Below are 14,441 nucleotides of genomic sequence, written 5' to 3' on the forward strand. Positions count from 1 at the left end.
AACACTACGTCGACCATACATGACCGCTCCGCGCCCCACTCTGTCCGGCCAGCCGCGCCGCATGCGCCTTCTGCCCTCCGTGATCTTCATGAGCCGCTGGCTGCAGGTGCCGCTGTATCTCGGCCTGATCGTCGCGCAAGGCGTCTACGTCGTATTGTTCGCGAAGGAAGTGTGGCACCTCGTCACGCACGCGATGACGCTCGACGAAACCAACATCATGCTGGTCGTGCTCGGCCTGATCGACGTGGTGATGATCTCGAACCTGCTGATCATGGTGATCGTCGGCGGGTATGAAACCTTTGTCTCGCGCCTCGGCCTGGAAGGTCATCCCGACGAGCCCGAATGGCTCGACCACGTGAACGCAGGCGTGCTGAAGGTGAAGCTGTCGATGGCGCTGATCGGCATCTCGTCGATCCATCTGCTGAAGACCTTCATCGACCCGGACAAGCACACGCAGCAGGCCGTGATGTGGCAGGTCATCATCCACGTCACGTTCCTCGTGTCGGCGCTGGTGATGGCGTTCGTCGACCGGTTGACCACGCACACGCACCCGGAGCATTTTCATGAGCCCGCGGCGCGCGGCGCCGCTGCGCACGGCAACAACACAACGATTTCCCACTCCCATGAACGCGTCTGACCGGCCGCGTCGTCAAGCGGCCGCGATAACGAACGCGACACTGCCCCACTGAGCCTAGCCATGACCGTCATCAAACAGGAAGACCTGATCCAGAGTATTGCGGACTCGCTGCAGTACATCAGCTACTACCATCCGCTCGACTACATCGAAGCGCTTGGCCGCGCGTACGAGCTCGAAGAGAGTCCGGCTGCGAAGGACGCGATTGCGCAGATCCTGACGAACAGCCGCATGTGCGCCGAAGGCAAGCGCCCGATCTGCCAGGACACGGGCATCGTCACGGTGTTCGTGAAGGTCGGGATGGACGTGCGCTGGGACGGCGCGACGATGTCCGTCACCGACATGATCAACGAGGGCGTGCGCCGCGGTTACCTGAACCCGGACAACGTGCTGCGCGCATCGATCGTGAGCCCGCCCGAAGGCGCGCGCAAGAACACGAAGGACAACACGCCCGCCGTGATCCACTACGAGATCGTGCCGGGCGACAAGGTCGACGTGCAGGTGGCGGCCAAGGGCGGCGGCTCGGAGAACAAGTCGAAGTTCGCGATGCTGAACCCGTCGGATTCGATCGTCGACTGGATCCTGAAGACCGTGCCGACCATGGGCGCTGGCTGGTGCCCGCCCGGCATGCTCGGCATCGGTATCGGCGGCACGGCTGAGAAGGCGATGCTGATGGCGAAGGAATCGCTGATGGACCCGATCGACATTCAGGACGTCATCGCGCGCGGCCCGCAGGACTGGATCGAAGAACTGCGCGTCGAACTGCACGAGAAGGTCAACGCGCTCGGCATCGGCGCGCAGGGCCTGGGCGGCCTCGCGACGGTGCTCGACGTGAAGATCATGGCCGCACCGACGCACGCGGCATCGAAGCCGATCGCGATCATTCCGAACTGCGCGGCCACGCGTCACGCGCACTTCACGCTGGACGGCACGGGCGTCGCGAAGCTCGAAGCGCCGTCGCTCGACGCATGGCCGAAGGTGCAGTGGGAACCGGACACCGAGAAGAGCCAGCGCGTCGACCTGAACACGCTGACGCCGGAACAGGTCGCATCGTGGAAGCCGGGCCAGACGCTGCTGCTGTCGGGCAAGATGTTGACGGGCCGTGACGCCGCGCACAAGCGCATCGCCGACATGCTCGCGAAGGGCGAAAAGCTGCCCGTCGATTTCACCAACCGCGTGATCTATTACGTCGGCCCCGTCGACCCTGTCCGCGACGAAGCGGTCGGCCCGGCAGGCCCGACCACCGCGACGCGCATGGACAAGTTCACGGAGACGATGCTCGCGCAAACCGGCCTGATCTCGATGATCGGCAAGGCCGAGCGCGGCCCCGTCGCGATCGAAGCGATCAAGAAGCACAAGGCGGCGTATCTGATGGCTGTGGGTGGCGCGGCGTATCTCGTGTCGAAGGCGATCCGTAGCGCGAAGGTGCTCGCGTTCGAAGATCTCGGCATGGAAGCCATCTATGAATTCGACGTGCAGGACATGCCCGTGACGGTCGCCGTCGATTCGAACGGCACGTCGGTTCATCAAACGGGACCGAAGGAATGGCAAGCGAAGATCGGTAAGATTCCCGTCGCCACTGCTTAACGATTTTCTTTGTTTTACCGAAGCCGGGACGTTATAGTCCCGGCTTTTTTATTATTCACGCGAAATACAAATTAAATTGCGTGAATGATTCTCAACAACCATATTCGTCCTTGGCTTTTAGTTTTCAGACGTTTATTGTTGTTGGAAAACCCAGCTCTTGAAGAGGAAACGTCATGCAAGGCGATAAAAAAGTCATCGAATATCTGAACGCCCAGTTGAAGAACGAACTGACCGCAATCAACCAGTATTTCCTGCACGCGCGGATGTACAAGCACTGGGGTCTCGAGAAGCTGGGCAAGCATGAGTACGACGAATCGATCGGTGAAATGAAGCACGCCGACTTGCTGATCGAACGCATTTTCATGCTCGATGGCCTGCCGAATCTCCAGGATCTGCACAAGCTGCTGATCGGCGAAGAAACCAAAGAAATTCTCGAATGCGATTTGAAGCTCGAAACCATCTCGCAGGGTACGTGCAAGGAAGCCATCGCTTATTGCGAGTCGGTGCGTGATTTCATCTCGCGCGAAATCTTCACGACGATTCTCGACGACACCGAAGAACATATCGACTGGCTCGAAACGCAGATCGACCTGATCGACAAGGTCGGCATCCAGAACTACCAGCAGTCGGCAATGGGCTCGCAGGAAGAATAAGACGACACCCAACTGGGAGCGTCCCCACTCCTGATACACTTCTGCGGTCCGATCCGCGCAACGTTCGTTCACACGCGCTGCGCGGATTCTCTTATATGGCTTCCGTCGAAACCATGACCGCTTCGTCCCCCGCCTCCGCTACTTCCGCTTCGATTCCGCCCCTCACCTCGCTCGATCCGCGCGCGCCCGTCGGCATTTTCGACTCGGGTCTCGGTGGATTGTCGGTGCTGCGCGCGGTCCGCTCGCAATTGCCGGACGAAGCGCTGATCTACGTCGCGGATTCGCTCTATGCGCCCTACGGTGAGCGCGACGACGATTTCATCGCCGACCGCACGCTTGCGATCGGCGAATGGCTCGTCGCGCAGGGCGCGAAGGCGCTGGTGGTCGCGTGCAACACGGCGACCGCGCAGTCGATCGCGCTGGTGCGCGAAAAATTGCCTATCCAGTTGATCGGCGTCGAACCGGGCGTGAAGCCCGCGGCGTTGCAGTCGAAATCGCGCGTGGCGGGCGTGCTGGCGACCCGCGTGACGCTGCGCAGCGCCCGCTTCCAAGGGTTGCTCGAACGCTACGCCAGTGACTGCCGTTTTCTGTGCCAGCCGGGCCACGGCCTCGTGGAGGCGGTCGAGCGCTGTGACATCGGCTCGCCCGAATTGCGCGCGCTGATCGAAAGCTACCTTCAGCCGATGCTCGACGCCGGCGCCGATACGCTGGTGCTCGGCTGCACGCACTACCCGTTTCTCGATGCGGCGATCCGCGATATCGCCGGTGACCGGCTGACGCTGATCGACACGAGCGTCGCGATCGCCCGGCAACTGGAGCGCGTGCTCGACCAGCAAGGGCTGCGTTCGCCTGCGCGCGACGCCGTGCCGCAGCCGCGGTTCTGCTCGACCAGCGACGGCGCGCACCTCAAACAGCTCGCGGCGACGCTGCTCGACATCGATGCGCCCGTCGAGCGCGTGCATATTCCGTCGCGCCGTACGATCACGCCGGATTCGCACGCCGCCTGAGGCTGGCGGACGATGCCGTCCCGCCGACGGTTTCCATGCGTCGCCACCGCATCAAATACGCCGCCGAGCGACGGAAACCCGCCCCCACAACGCCCCACCGCCACTTGAACGATCGCGCGGCGCCGGACGAAACCCTTCTAACAGGCTGGTTTTGTTACAAAATTTTGCCTGGGAGGCTTGCCAAACCGACCAAACAAAATGATAATAATTCGCATTAACGTTAGCTATCGCGAGCTGTCATGATTGTCTGCGTGTGCAAGTCAGTGTCCGACCGGAAAATCCGTGCAACGATCGCCGAAGGCGTCGATTCATTCGACGAGCTTCAGTTCGAGCTAGGCGTCGCCATGTGCTGCGGCAAGTGCGAGGAGTCCGTTCGGGACGTGATGGCGCAAAGCGGCGTCTGCGCGAGCCGCTGTGGCGTCGAGCATCACACACAAACGGCGCCGCTGACGTTCTACGAACGCAAGGCCGCCTGAAGTCCATTCCCGGCCTTTGACGCATTTCAAGAAAGTGCTTCGAAAAGCGTGCCATTATCGGGCGCTGTAATTCATTCGTTTCCGCCGTCAGCAAGCCAGTCCGACACCAGCCAGCGACGCCATTCTTCGAGGAGTTCGAGATGGAATTGCTGATCGGTTTTCTGACCACCGTTTGTATTTCGTTGCTGATATTCCGAACATGACGCTGTTTTGCATGACGTGCTGCATTGCCGGCGCGCCGCCACGCTAACCATGCAGGCCACGCCTTCTCTCCCAACCGGCTTCGCGCCGGACGCTTCCGCCCGCATCAACCCGCGTATCGCCACGGTGACGGGGATCGTCATCGGACTTCACGTCATCGCGCTCGCTATTGCGTTCACGGTGCGTACGGTCACACCGTTGCCGGTCGAAACGCCGCGTACGATCACAGCGGAGCTGCTGCCGCCGCCGGCCCCTGCCGCTGCGCCTGTCGCGATCGAATCGGCCCCGCCGCCGCCGAAGCCCGTGCCCATCCAGAAGGTCAAGCCGAAGGTGCAGCCGCGCCCGACTCCGAAGCCCACGCCGACTCCGATGCCCGTCGCGCAAGCGCCGTCGCAGCACGAAATCAGCGCGCCCGAGCCGGCTCCGCCCGCGCCGCCGGCACCTGCTGCACCCGCGCCGGCCGCTCCCGCGGCGAAAACGGTGATGTCGATCACCGCGCCCAAGGACGCGTCGCATCTGAACTGCAGCATCGTCGAGCCGACTTATCCGGCGATGTCGCGCCGCCGCGGCGAAACGGGCCGCGCGGTCGTGCAGTTCATTCTGTCGGCGTCGGGCCGGATCGAAAACATCGAACTGAAGAAGAGCAGCGGCTCCGATCGCCTGGATCAGGCCGCGCTCGACGCGATTCGCTCCAGCTCGTGCAAACCGTATCTGGTGGACGGCGAGCCGACTCGCGTGCCCGCCGTCCAGCCGTTCGACTTCAGCCTGAACAATTGACCTTGATCAGCTGACCAGAATTTCAAAGAAAAAGGAATTGCCATGCAGAACTACGGTATTGCCCACGTCTGGGCACAAGGGGATTTCGTCACACGCGGCATCGCGGTGGCGTTGCTGATCATGTCGGTGCTGTCGTGGAGCGTGATCGTCGTCAAGAGCTGGAACGTGATGCGCCTGAACCGCCTGACGAAGAACGCCGAAAAGGCATTCTGGCATTCGGACGATTTCGCCGACGGCATGAAGAAGCTCGGCCGCGACACGTCGTCGCCGGCTGAGAACCCGTTCCTCGCGCTCGCGCTGTCGGGCCAGGAAGCCGCTGATCACCATCATCAGACGCAGCCGCATCTGCACGACCGTATGGACGTGTCGGACTGGGTCACGCGCTGCCTGAAAGACACGATGGACGAAAGCGTCGCGCGTATGCAGAGCGGCCTTGCGGTGCTGGCGTCGATCGGCAGCACGGCGCCGTTCGTCGGCCTGTTCGGCACGGTGTGGGGTATTTATCACGCGCTGCTGTCGATCGGCGCAGCGGGTCAATCATCGATCGATCAGGTCGCCGGCCCGGTCGGCGAAGCGCTCATCATGACGGCCTTCGGTCTGTTCGTCGCAATTCCCGCCGTGCTCGGCTACAACGCGCTGACGCGTGCCAACAAGGGCATCGTCAGCAAGCTGAGCCGCTTTGCACACGGCCTCCATGCGTTCTTCGTGACGGGCGCCCGCCTGTCGTCGTCGAAACGCGGGGACGGTCTTCGGCTCGCGACCCGCGCCAACTAAATAGCGAGACATAGCGATGGCAATGAGCCCTTTCGCCGGCGACGATGACGACGGCCTCATGAATGAAATCAACATGACGCCGCTCGTCGACGTCATGCTGGTTCTCCTGATCGTGTTCATGGTGACGATCCCCGTGATCCGCCATGCGGTGAAGATCGATCTGCCGCACGCGAGTAGCCAGAAGGAAGACACGAAACCCGCGCAGGTGACGATTGCGATCGACGCCGACGGCAACCTGATGTGGGACGAACAGAAGATCTCCGACGACATGCTACAGGCGAAGATCGCCGCTGCTGCGCAGCAGGAGCCGCAACCGGAACTGCATCTGAGCGCGGACCGCAAGGTCGCGTATGAAAAAGTCGCGCAGGTGATGTCGGCGGCCCAGGCGGGCGGCCTGACGAAGATCGGTTTCGTCACGGAACCGAAGGCCAAGTAAACGCGCCGCCCTCTTCCGTTCGAACCAAAGCCCTGTTTTTCGAGGGCTAAAAGTAAAAGGCCTTCATCGTCGGATGAAGGCCTTTTTTCATGCGCACTCGGCGCCTTCGGGCGGTGGGATCATTTACCATTGCTTGTGCTTTGGACCTGATCACCACATGCGAAAGCCGTGGTCGACACGGACAACGCTGTCAGCCCTATCAGGCTCGCTATCAAAGCGGCCGTGATTTTTCGCATAGGACACTCCTTAGCGAAGGGATTTCAATATAAGCCCGTGGGCTTTTCCATTCAAGCCCGCGGCCATTGAAAGTATCCATCGCCGGCCGCGCTTGCATGGCGAAAAGGTATTTCACTTCCTGCGTGTGCGTGAAAGTACGCGCCTGGCGGGTCATGCAACAGCCGCTTTCAGCCGCAGATTTTTCGCGTCGCGCTCCGGGCATTCCTGCTGAATATGCTTGCCGACGTCGGGATCGAGCATCTCGACGAGATAGTCGACGAAGGTCCGCACGGCGGGCACCATGCCCTGTCGCGACAGAAAGACGGCGTACAGCTGCGGTGACGGCAGCGTCCATCCCGCCATCACGGGCGACAGGCGGCCACTGCGCAGCGCAGCGCCGTACATCATTTCCGGCAGCGCCGCGATGCCGACGCCCGCGAGCGCCGCTTCCAGGATCATCATCAGGTCGGCGGTGACGAGGCGCGGCTCATGGTCGTGCGCGTGGCGCGTGCCGTCGGGTGCGATCAGGTTGTAGACGTGGCGGCCGTCGCCTGTGGGCGTATCGAGCGTTTCGAAGCGCTTCAGGTCCGCGGGCTCGAGGGGCGGCGCGTTCTGGCTCAGGAGGCTCGGCGCGCCGACCAGCATCTGCTGCGTGCGCCACAACGGCCGCACGACGATATTCGCGTTTTCGGGCGGCTCCGAGCGCACGCGCAGCGCGACGTCGATCGAATCCTCGAACAGATCGACCACGCGATTCGTCACGCGCATCACGACCCGCACTTCCGGAAAACGGTGCATGAACTCCGGCATGATCTGCGACATGATGGTCTGCGAGATCGTCACGGGGACGCTCACGCGCACCGTGCCGCGCGGCGACGAGCGCAACTGCTGCACGACGTTGACGGCCGCCTGCGCCTCGGAGAGCATCGCCTGACAGTGCTGGTAGAACAGTTGCCCTGCTTCCGTCAGCGCGAGCTTGCGCGTCGAGCGCTGCAAGAGACGCACGCCCAGCGACGCCTCCAGCTCCGTCAGCCGGCGCGACAGGCGCGACTTCGAAATGCCGAGCACGCGCTCAGCGGCGGAGAACCCACCGTGCTCGACGACCTGCGAAAAGTACATCAGGTCATTCAGGTTATGCGAATCGATCTTCATGTCATCGTTTCACTAGCAGAACAATCCATTGCGATAGACGGCCTATCACGGCCCAAAACGGTCCATATAATAGCCCTATGTTTCAGAAATAACGCTATTCCCCAATTTTCGAGGTGATTTTGATGAGCGCGACCCGCACGATCGAACGCACGTATCCTTCCGTACGCACGGTTGAAGGCGGCGGTTTCGTCGTCCACCGCCCGTTTCCGACCCGCATGCTGATGGATTTCGACCCGTTTCTGCTGCTCGACGAAATGGGTCCCATCGACTACGCGCCCGGCGAGGCCAAAGGCGCGCCAGATCATCCGCATCGCGGCTTCGAGACGGTCACGTACGTGCTCGAAGGGCAGTTTGGTCACAAGGATTCGGCGGGCCACTCGGGCACGCTGCGCGCGGGCGATGTGCAATGGATGACGGCGGGCGCGGGTGTCGTGCATAGCGAAATGCCCGATCCTTCTTTCATCGCGACAGGCGGCCGCGTGCATGGCCTGCAGCTGTGGGTGAACTTGCCCAAGCGCGACAAGATGATCGCGCCGCGTTATCAGGAAATGCCGTCGGCTGGGATTCCCGTCGCGACGTCCGCCGACGGCAAGGTGCGCGTGAAAGTGATTGCCGGCGAGGCGCTCGGCGTGAAGGCCGCGATCGAAACGCGCACGCCGATCCTCTATCAGCATTTCACGCTGCAGCCTGGCGCGCAGCTGGTGCATCCCGTGCCGCGCGACTATCGCGTGTTCGCTTACGGGCTGTCGGGAAAAGGCCTGTATAGCGACGAGCGGCTCGAAATCGACGCGCAGCAGATGATCGTGTTCGACAACGACGGCGACACCGTGACGATCGCCGCCGGCACTGAACCGCTCGACGTGCTGCTGTTCGGCGGCGTGCCGCTGAACGAGCCTGTCGTCCGTTACGGCCCGTTCGTGATGAATACGGAAGACGAAATCCGTCAGGCTGTCATCGACTATCAGGCCGGCCGCATGGGACAGATCACGCACTAGTCGTCCATACGGCTTTTCGCGGCAGGCACTCAACCGCGAATCGCAGAAAATTCGTTCACAATAGCGGTTCGAGCCGCGCGCCGCGTCATGCGTCGCGCGGCGCTATTGTTCCAATTGAACGTTCCAACTCAACGTCCCGCACAGGAGCGCGCATGGCAGACACGAAGGTCACGGCACACATCGGCTCGACGGATTTCCAGGTGCTGTTCGACGATGGCACACACACATGGCTCGCCGACGAGCCCGAGTCGCTGGGCGGCGGCGATCGTGGCCCGACGCCGAACTCCCTGCTGCTGTCGAGCCTCGGCGCATGCACGTCGATTACGCTGAAGATGTACGCGCAGCGTAAAGGCTGGCCGCTCGAAGAAGTGCGCGTGACACTGTCGATGCAAAAAGAAGGCGACGGCACGGCGATCGACCGCCAGATCGTCCTGACGGGCAATCTGTCGGACGAACAGCAGGAACGACTCCTGCAAATAGCCAATGCATGTCCCGTGCATAAGATCCTGAGCAATCCGATCTCGATCCGCACGGGCCTGGCCGTTGCGTGACATTGCGTGAATATTGAGCTTTAAGAGGAAGCTGTCGTCTTGAACTTCGAACATCTCATTCAGATCAACGATCCGCTCAACCCGCTCGTCGAATCGCTGACGCGCGAACAGCTGTGGGAAGGGCTCGTGCTGCGCGCGGAGCAGCCGCAGCTGTTCGTGATGGGCCTCGACAGCTGCGCGATCCTGTCGCGCACGGAAAGCACCATGGAGCGCGAGCTGCACTACGGTCATGCAACCGTGCGCGATCACGTCACGCTCACGCCGCAAAAAAGCGTGCGCTACGACATCAGCGCGACGGCCGATTACGTCGGCGGCTCGCTGACGATGACCATCGAGCAGCCCGACGAGTTGCAACTCTTCCTGCGCTTCGAGTACAGGACGAGCCTGCCGTCCGCCGACGAAAACGTCGACCCGGACGCGCATCAAACGGAAGAGATCGTGAAATCGGCCTATCGCGAGTCGGACATCGATACAGTCCGCCTGATCCGCCAGTACGTCAGCGCGCGCAATACGCCTGACCAGTTGCACTAAATCCCGCGCGCCGCCAAAGCCTTCAGGCGGCGCAAAATCCCCTCGCCTATCGAAACGTCAAACCGATTAATTTGGAAACCTTGTAAATGGGAATGGTTATCATTTAGAATCAATCTAACGAATCGACGAATACCAACGGCAAGCATGACGAACATGACACGCTCTTCCACGCTTAGCCTGCGCCGCCCCGCGGCAGCGGCACTGACGACCAGTCGTCCCGCCAAATCCGTGACGACGGCGCCTGCGGAACGCCATGCGGCCAACGGCAATGACGCAGCGCCGGCTGCGGCAGAAACATCCGAGCGCGTGCTGCGCAGCGATGCGCTGCTTCAGGGCCGCAGCCATGTGAGCATCATGCACAACGGTGAGACGTATCAGTTGCGCGCAACGCGACTGGGCAAACTGATTCTGACGAAGTAACGAATGCCGCAGTAAAGATTGTTTTAGTACAGGGTATTGTGGGGACCACCTCCCAGAGAGGTGTTGGGCACTAGCCAGCCACGACGGCTTGCACGCGAGATCTAGACCCCTTCGTGCAGACACCAAGCCAGCCGTCGAAGCAAGCCAGGCCGCTTTTTTTGGTTCTCACCGCGACGTGTGCGCTTATGAATCGCGCAACGTTTATGAACGACAGAAGCGAAGCCGTGCAGATGACAACATCTGCACGGCTTTTGTCTTTTGCGGTCCGCGCGGAACCGTCAGTGCAATTCGAGCGTGGCAATGCCCGCGCGTGCAATCGCCGTATCCTGCTCCGATTTCACGCCCGACACGCCGATCGCGCCCACCGTCTCGCCTTCCACGACGATAGGCACGCCGCCTTCCACGAACGCGGCGAGCGGCGCACTCAGAAACGCGATGCGCCCCTGCTTGATGATGTCTTCGTAGACCTTGGTTTCGCGGCGCCCGAGCGCAGCCGTGCGCCCTTTCGCGGTCGCCATGTCGACCGTGCCGGGCGCCGCGCCATCCATTCGGTGGAGGTGAAGGAGATGACCGCCGTCGTCGAGAATCGCGATCGTCACGGTCCAGTGATTCGCCGCCGCATGCGCTTGCGCTGCGGCGGCCATCTTGCTGACGTCTTCGTCGGTCAATACGGGTTTGGTTCTCACAGGCGCCTCGCTCGGGTACGCGGCGCGCCGCCGATCAATGTGCCGGCCAGTACCAGAACATCAGCCACCACGCGCTATCGACGACGGCCAGTGCTGCCATGAACCATACCACCGACAGCGCGCGCTGGAAAACCCGCGCCGTGTAGCGGCGCGTCACGAGCCACGCGAGCCACGCGCTCCACGCATTCGCGATCACGAGAATCGCGATGCGCACGTCCGACGCCCAGTCGAGCGGCACGTGCTCGGCCTTCAGCAGCGACAACGTCGTCGCCGACAGGCCGAGGAACACGCCCGTGCCCGCAATCGGAATCAGCGCTTGCGCAAGATGATGCAGGCGCGTCATGTCGAAGCGTCCCAGCGTGCGCGTCGCGCCCGCCAGCAACGCGAGCAGCACCGTGCCGTAGACCACGCCCGTCGCGAGGATGTAGGCGATGATCATCGTGCCGTCGAGCCACGAGAACACGTCGTTCTGTTCCGGATAATGCGTGAACAGGAACCACGGCGCGTTCGTGTCGAGCGGCCACATGATGTCGTTATCGACGAGCCATGTCGCGAGCGACTGCTTGATGTCGATGAACCACGGCGAGCCCGTCCAGTGAAAGGCGCCGATTGCGATGCCGAGCAGGCCGTAGAGGATCAGCGCGGTGTCCCAGGCGCTCGCCTGCTTGTCGCCGAGGTTCACCACTTCCGTCGACGGCTTGCGCCACGTCAACTTGATCGCGTCACGATGCCCGCTGCAGCGGCCGCACATATGGCAGGCAGAGGCGCCCTCCATCTTGCGCAACGGCACGAGCGGCGCGCAATTGATTGGGATCACGCGGTGACCGTGTTCGCCTTCCTTGTACGACCGGCGCCACGCGTCTTCGTCGACTTTGTAGTGGAACGGCGCGAGGCGCGCCAAAAGCGAAAAAACCCCGTTGACGGGGCACAGGTATTTACACCAGACGCGCTTCTCTCGACCGTATAGCAACCCGATGATCATCGCGGCAAAGGTCGATCCGCCTAACACCAGCAAGACCGCTTTTGGATACTGATAGACGCTGACCATCTGGCCGTAGATCGTCGTCAAACCGAAGGCGACGAAAGGCCAACCGCCCCAGCGCATCCAGCGCGGGATCGCCCAGCCTCGTCCGTATTTGCTCGCGAACTCCGCGAGCGCGCCTTCGGGACACAGCACGCCGCACCAGACGCGTCCGAGCATCACCATCGACAGCAGCACGAACGGCCACCAGATGCCCCAGAAAACGAACTGCGCCGCGAGCGTCAGGTTGTTCCATAGATGCGCGGTGTCGCCCGGCAGTTCGGTGAACGCGGGCACGAGAATCAGGAAAGCGTAGACGGCAACGACGACCCACTGAATACCGCGGATGGCAGCGCCGTGGCGCTGCATCCAGTTGCCGGCTTCTGCAAGCCGGCTGCGGCGATTTGCGACTGCCGTCGTCATGCCGCGCGCCCTGCCGTCTGTTGCGCGGGAACGCGCTTCGAACGGCGGATCAGATACCACACGACGACCCAGTACAGCGCGTACGTGATCAGGTTCATCAACGCGGGATGCGCGCGATAACCCGTCAGCGTCGCGACCAGCGAGCCGAACGTGCTGGAGTCGTCGAGAATCATCGACGTGTTCCATATGCGGTCAGCGATGGTCGGCAGGATTTCCTTGTCGATCAGCTTGTCGACGCCCGTCTGGAACAGACCAGCGCCGAGGAACAGCAGCATGATTTCCGTGACGCGGAAGAACAGCCGCCACGAGAAGATCTTGCCGCCCAGTTGCAGCAGGTAGAACGTGACGAATGCGAGACCGAGGCCCAGCAGCACAGCAAGAATCTGGTCCATGCCGACGTGGCCCGACTGGCCGAAGCCGAGGCCGTACAGAAAGATCACCGTCTCGCTGCCCTCGCGTGCGATCGCCAGCGCCACGAGCACGGCAACGCCCCACCAGTTCGCGCTCTGCGTGCTCTTCTTTAGCGACTGTTCCATGTCGCGTTTGAGCGTGCGCCCGTGCGACTTCATCCAGATCACCATCTGCACGATCAGCACGCAGGCGACCAGCACCATCGCGGTCTGGAAATAATCCTGCGCATCGCCCGACAGCACCTCGGTGAAGCCGACCAGCGCGGCGCCCAGGCCGATCGCGGCCAGAATGCCTGCTGCCACGCCCGCCCACAGATACGGCAGACCGTGACGCGCCTGTTCGTCGCCATTCTTCAGCCACGCGTACAGAATGCCGACGACGAGCAGCGCCTCGACGCTTTCTCGCCAAACGATGAACACTACCTGACCCATCGAAACCTCCAACCACTTCAGTGGACGCCGCGCGTCCGTGTTACGGCTCGTGCTGCCGCGACGTCATTTGGCGACGATCACGCCCTGCGCCTGCTGATGGAAATCATCAAAGAACTTGTAGGTGCCGGGATCGAGCGGAGCGATCACGACCACCGATTCGGCGCCCGGCGCCAGAACCTTTTCCTTGCGCAGTTCGACGCTTTCGAATTCCGCCGCGCCCTTACCCGTGTTCTTCACTTCGATCCGGATGCGCTTGCCCGCAGGCACTTCGATACGCGCCGGCGTCAGCTTGCCGTCCGTCATTTCGAGCTTGAACGTCACGGCTTCCTCGGCGGCGTGCGCCACGCCGAAGAACGATGCCGCCATCGCGAGAACGGCAAGCTTCTGATTGACTCTCATGCACCCTTCCTAAAAATGCGGCGCGCTCTCACGCGCCGCTCATTGCCGCTCGTCGCGGCATCAGGGATCGCGATGCGATCGATACCGATCAGTAACCGCCCTTCTTGCCGATGCCCGCAAACGTGAAGTCGTATTCGAGCGTGAACGGCTTGAACCACGGGCCCACGCCCGTTTCCTTGTCGACGTGACGGCCGAACGCCATGTGGCCTTCCTGCATCGGCGGTTCCACGATCAGCTTCAGGTGATACTTGCCCGGACCAGCGAGCTTGACGTTGTCGCCGTAGTGCGGACCGTCGTCGGCAACCATCGCCATCAGGTCGCCCTTCTGGTCGTAGCTCGAACCCGGCTTCGTCAGTTCGTAGTGAACTTGCAGATAAGGCATCCAGTCGCCTTCTGCGAAGCCAGTCGGATTCTTCTTGACTGCATGGATGTCGGCCTCCAGATGCACGTCGGAATCCGACGCCTTGCGCATCATGCCTTCCGGGTCCATCGTGATCGGTTGCAGATAGACGGCGCCAACTTCCATCCCGCCGCGGATCTGCTGCTTGCCGATCGGATATTCAGCGGCCGACGCCGACATCGCGGCAACGGCAGCGAGGGCAGCTACTCCGCCGCTCAAGATTGACGAAACGCGCATTGAAACTCCTTTGGTTTTTTTAG

The 14,441-nt window shown here is 62.0% G+C and carries 18 protein-coding genes; 12 read left to right on the forward strand and 6 right to left on the reverse strand.

The genetic code is table 11. The annotated features are described in order from the left end of the window. Positions 1-19: 19 nt before the first annotated feature. The 8 genes from C2L65_RS10230 to C2L65_RS10265 all read left to right on the forward strand — a co-directional run bounded on the left by C2L65_RS10230 (position 20) and on the right by C2L65_RS10265 (position 6,545). Positions 20-637 (forward strand): TIGR00645 family protein, encoded by a 618-nt coding sequence (locus tag C2L65_RS10230; RefSeq protein ID WP_042311632.1) that lies wholly within the window; start codon positions 20-22, stop codon positions 635-637. A gap of 60 nt (positions 638-697) precedes the next feature. Then, positions 698-2,221, forward strand: a complete 1,524-nt coding sequence (locus C2L65_RS10235) for a fumarate hydratase (RefSeq protein WP_036004247.1) — start codon at positions 698-700, stop codon at positions 2,219-2,221. Between the two features lie 173 nt (positions 2,222-2,394). Beyond that, on the forward strand, positions 2,395-2,874 hold the full coding sequence (bfr, locus tag C2L65_RS10240; RefSeq protein WP_007590442.1) for a bacterioferritin: 480 nt from the start codon (positions 2,395-2,397) through the stop codon (positions 2,872-2,874). A 113-nt stretch (positions 2,875-2,987) separates the two neighbouring features. Further along, complete coding sequence (gene murI / locus C2L65_RS10245) at positions 2,988-3,881, forward strand: glutamate racemase (RefSeq protein ID WP_407671680.1); 894 nt, start codon at positions 2,988-2,990, stop codon at positions 3,879-3,881. 239 nt (positions 3,882-4,120) lie between these two features. Beyond that, the gene (locus C2L65_RS10250) at positions 4,121-4,357 is read left to right on the forward strand and encodes a (2Fe-2S)-binding protein (protein WP_036004238.1); all 237 of its coding nucleotides are present in this window, start codon (positions 4,121-4,123) and stop codon (positions 4,355-4,357) included. Positions 4,358-4,609: 252 nt separating this feature from the next. Then, positions 4,610-5,335, forward strand: coding sequence for an energy transducer TonB (locus C2L65_RS10255; RefSeq protein ID WP_042311689.1), 726 nt, complete (start codon positions 4,610-4,612; stop codon positions 5,333-5,335). 42 nt (positions 5,336-5,377) lie between these two features. Further along, positions 5,378-6,109 carry a MotA/TolQ/ExbB proton channel family protein gene (locus C2L65_RS10260; RefSeq protein WP_042311636.1) on the forward strand — a complete coding sequence of 244 codons (732 nt, stop codon included), beginning with the start codon at positions 5,378-5,380 and terminating at the stop codon, positions 6,107-6,109. A 16-nt stretch (positions 6,110-6,125) separates the two neighbouring features. Further along, positions 6,126-6,545 (forward strand): ExbD/TolR family protein, encoded by a 420-nt coding sequence (locus C2L65_RS10265; protein WP_007590433.1) that lies wholly within the window; start codon positions 6,126-6,128, stop codon positions 6,543-6,545. Between the two features lie 387 nt (positions 6,546-6,932). Here C2L65_RS10265 and C2L65_RS10270 read toward each other — a convergent pair whose 3' ends face one another. Beyond that, positions 6,933-7,913, reverse strand: a complete 981-nt coding sequence (locus C2L65_RS10270; protein WP_042311639.1) for a LysR family transcriptional regulator — start codon at positions 7,911-7,913, stop codon at positions 6,933-6,935. A 122-nt stretch (positions 7,914-8,035) separates the two neighbouring features. On the opposite strand from C2L65_RS10270, the gene C2L65_RS10275 reads away from it, so the two are divergent. The 4 genes from C2L65_RS10275 to hemP all read left to right on the forward strand — a co-directional run bounded on the left by C2L65_RS10275 (position 8,036) and on the right by hemP (position 10,410). Continuing rightward, complete coding sequence (locus tag C2L65_RS10275; RefSeq protein ID WP_042311642.1) at positions 8,036-8,908, forward strand: pirin family protein; 873 nt, start codon at positions 8,036-8,038, stop codon at positions 8,906-8,908. Positions 8,909-9,060: 152 nt separating this feature from the next. Continuing rightward, entirely contained in the window at positions 9,061-9,459 is a 399-nt protein-coding gene (locus C2L65_RS10280) for an OsmC family protein (RefSeq protein WP_007590427.1), read from the forward strand. 39 nt (positions 9,460-9,498) lie between these two features. Then, positions 9,499-9,990, forward strand: coding sequence for an SRPBCC family protein (locus C2L65_RS10285; RefSeq protein WP_042311644.1), 492 nt, complete (start codon positions 9,499-9,501; stop codon positions 9,988-9,990). A gap of 144 nt (positions 9,991-10,134) precedes the next feature. After that, positions 10,135-10,410 (forward strand): hemin uptake protein HemP, encoded by a 276-nt coding sequence (gene hemP, locus C2L65_RS10290; RefSeq protein WP_042311645.1) that lies wholly within the window; start codon positions 10,135-10,137, stop codon positions 10,408-10,410. A 278-nt stretch (positions 10,411-10,688) separates the two neighbouring features. On the opposite strand, the gene C2L65_RS10295 is transcribed toward hemP, so the two are convergent. From C2L65_RS10295 to C2L65_RS10315, 5 genes are all read right to left on the reverse strand, one after another. Then, the gene (locus C2L65_RS10295) at positions 10,689-11,096 is read right to left on the reverse strand and encodes a GlcG/HbpS family heme-binding protein (protein WP_042311648.1); all 408 of its coding nucleotides are present in this window, start codon (positions 11,094-11,096) and stop codon (positions 10,689-10,691) included. Positions 11,097-11,130: 34 nt separating this feature from the next. Beyond that, on the reverse strand, positions 11,131-12,540 hold the full coding sequence (locus C2L65_RS10300) for a 4Fe-4S binding protein (protein ID WP_042311649.1): 1,410 nt from the start codon (positions 12,538-12,540) through the stop codon (positions 11,131-11,133). Next, a complete protein-coding gene (locus C2L65_RS10305; protein WP_042311651.1) occupies positions 12,537-13,382 on the reverse strand; it encodes an FTR1 family iron permease in 846 nt (281 codons plus the stop codon). Before C2L65_RS10305 ends, C2L65_RS10300 begins: the two co-directional genes overlap by 4 nt. A 63-nt stretch (positions 13,383-13,445) precedes the next feature. Then, on the reverse strand, positions 13,446-13,781 hold the full coding sequence (locus C2L65_RS10310) for a cupredoxin domain-containing protein (protein WP_007590415.1): 336 nt from the start codon (positions 13,779-13,781) through the stop codon (positions 13,446-13,448). Between the two features lie 88 nt (positions 13,782-13,869). Beyond that, positions 13,870-14,418: an iron transporter gene (locus C2L65_RS10315; protein ID WP_042311653.1), complete on the reverse strand. Its 549-nt coding sequence runs from the start codon at positions 14,416-14,418 to the stop codon at positions 13,870-13,872. Between the last annotated feature and the right edge of the window lie 23 nt (positions 14,419-14,441).

The organism is Paraburkholderia terrae (assembly GCF_002902925.1).
In the GTDB taxonomy this organism is placed as follows: Bacteria; Pseudomonadota; Gammaproteobacteria; order Burkholderiales; family Burkholderiaceae; genus Paraburkholderia; species Paraburkholderia terrae.

Excerpts from the sequence above, each read along its gene's own strand:
- C2L65_RS10315 (WP_042311653.1), bottom strand. The coding sequence starts at position 14,418 with ATGCGCGTTTCGTCAATCTTGAGCGGCGGAGTAGCTGCCCTCGCTGCC.
- C2L65_RS10250 (WP_036004238.1), top strand. The coding sequence starts at position 4,121 with ATGATTGTCTGCGTGTGCAAGTCAGTGTCCGACCGGAAAATCCGTGCA.
- C2L65_RS10310 (WP_007590415.1), bottom strand. The coding sequence starts at position 13,781 with ATGAGAGTCAATCAGAAGCTTGCCGTTCTCGCGATGGCGGCATCGTTC.
- hemP (WP_042311645.1), top strand. The coding sequence starts at position 10,135 with ATGACGAACATGACACGCTCTTCCACGCTTAGCCTGCGCCGCCCCGCG.
- C2L65_RS10235 (WP_036004247.1), top strand. The coding sequence starts at position 698 with ATGACCGTCATCAAACAGGAAGACCTGATCCAGAGTATTGCGGACTCG.
- C2L65_RS10230 (WP_042311632.1), top strand. The coding sequence starts at position 20 with ATGACCGCTCCGCGCCCCACTCTGTCCGGCCAGCCGCGCCGCATGCGC.
- C2L65_RS10305 (WP_042311651.1), bottom strand. The coding sequence starts at position 13,382 with ATGGGTCAGGTAGTGTTCATCGTTTGGCGAGAAAGCGTCGAGGCGCTG.
- C2L65_RS10275 (WP_042311642.1), top strand. The coding sequence starts at position 8,036 with ATGAGCGCGACCCGCACGATCGAACGCACGTATCCTTCCGTACGCACG.
- C2L65_RS10265 (WP_007590433.1), top strand. The coding sequence starts at position 6,126 with ATGGCAATGAGCCCTTTCGCCGGCGACGATGACGACGGCCTCATGAAT.
- C2L65_RS10280 (WP_007590427.1), top strand. The coding sequence starts at position 9,061 with ATGGCAGACACGAAGGTCACGGCACACATCGGCTCGACGGATTTCCAG.
- murI (WP_407671680.1), top strand. The coding sequence starts at position 2,988 with ATGACCGCTTCGTCCCCCGCCTCCGCTACTTCCGCTTCGATTCCGCCC.
- C2L65_RS10270 (WP_042311639.1), bottom strand. The coding sequence starts at position 7,913 with ATGAAGATCGATTCGCATAACCTGAATGACCTGATGTACTTTTCGCAG.
- C2L65_RS10300 (WP_042311649.1), bottom strand. The coding sequence starts at position 12,540 with ATGACGACGGCAGTCGCAAATCGCCGCAGCCGGCTTGCAGAAGCCGGC.
- C2L65_RS10255 (WP_042311689.1), top strand. The coding sequence starts at position 4,610 with ATGCAGGCCACGCCTTCTCTCCCAACCGGCTTCGCGCCGGACGCTTCC.
- C2L65_RS10260 (WP_042311636.1), top strand. The coding sequence starts at position 5,378 with ATGCAGAACTACGGTATTGCCCACGTCTGGGCACAAGGGGATTTCGTC.
- bfr (WP_007590442.1), top strand. The coding sequence starts at position 2,395 with ATGCAAGGCGATAAAAAAGTCATCGAATATCTGAACGCCCAGTTGAAG.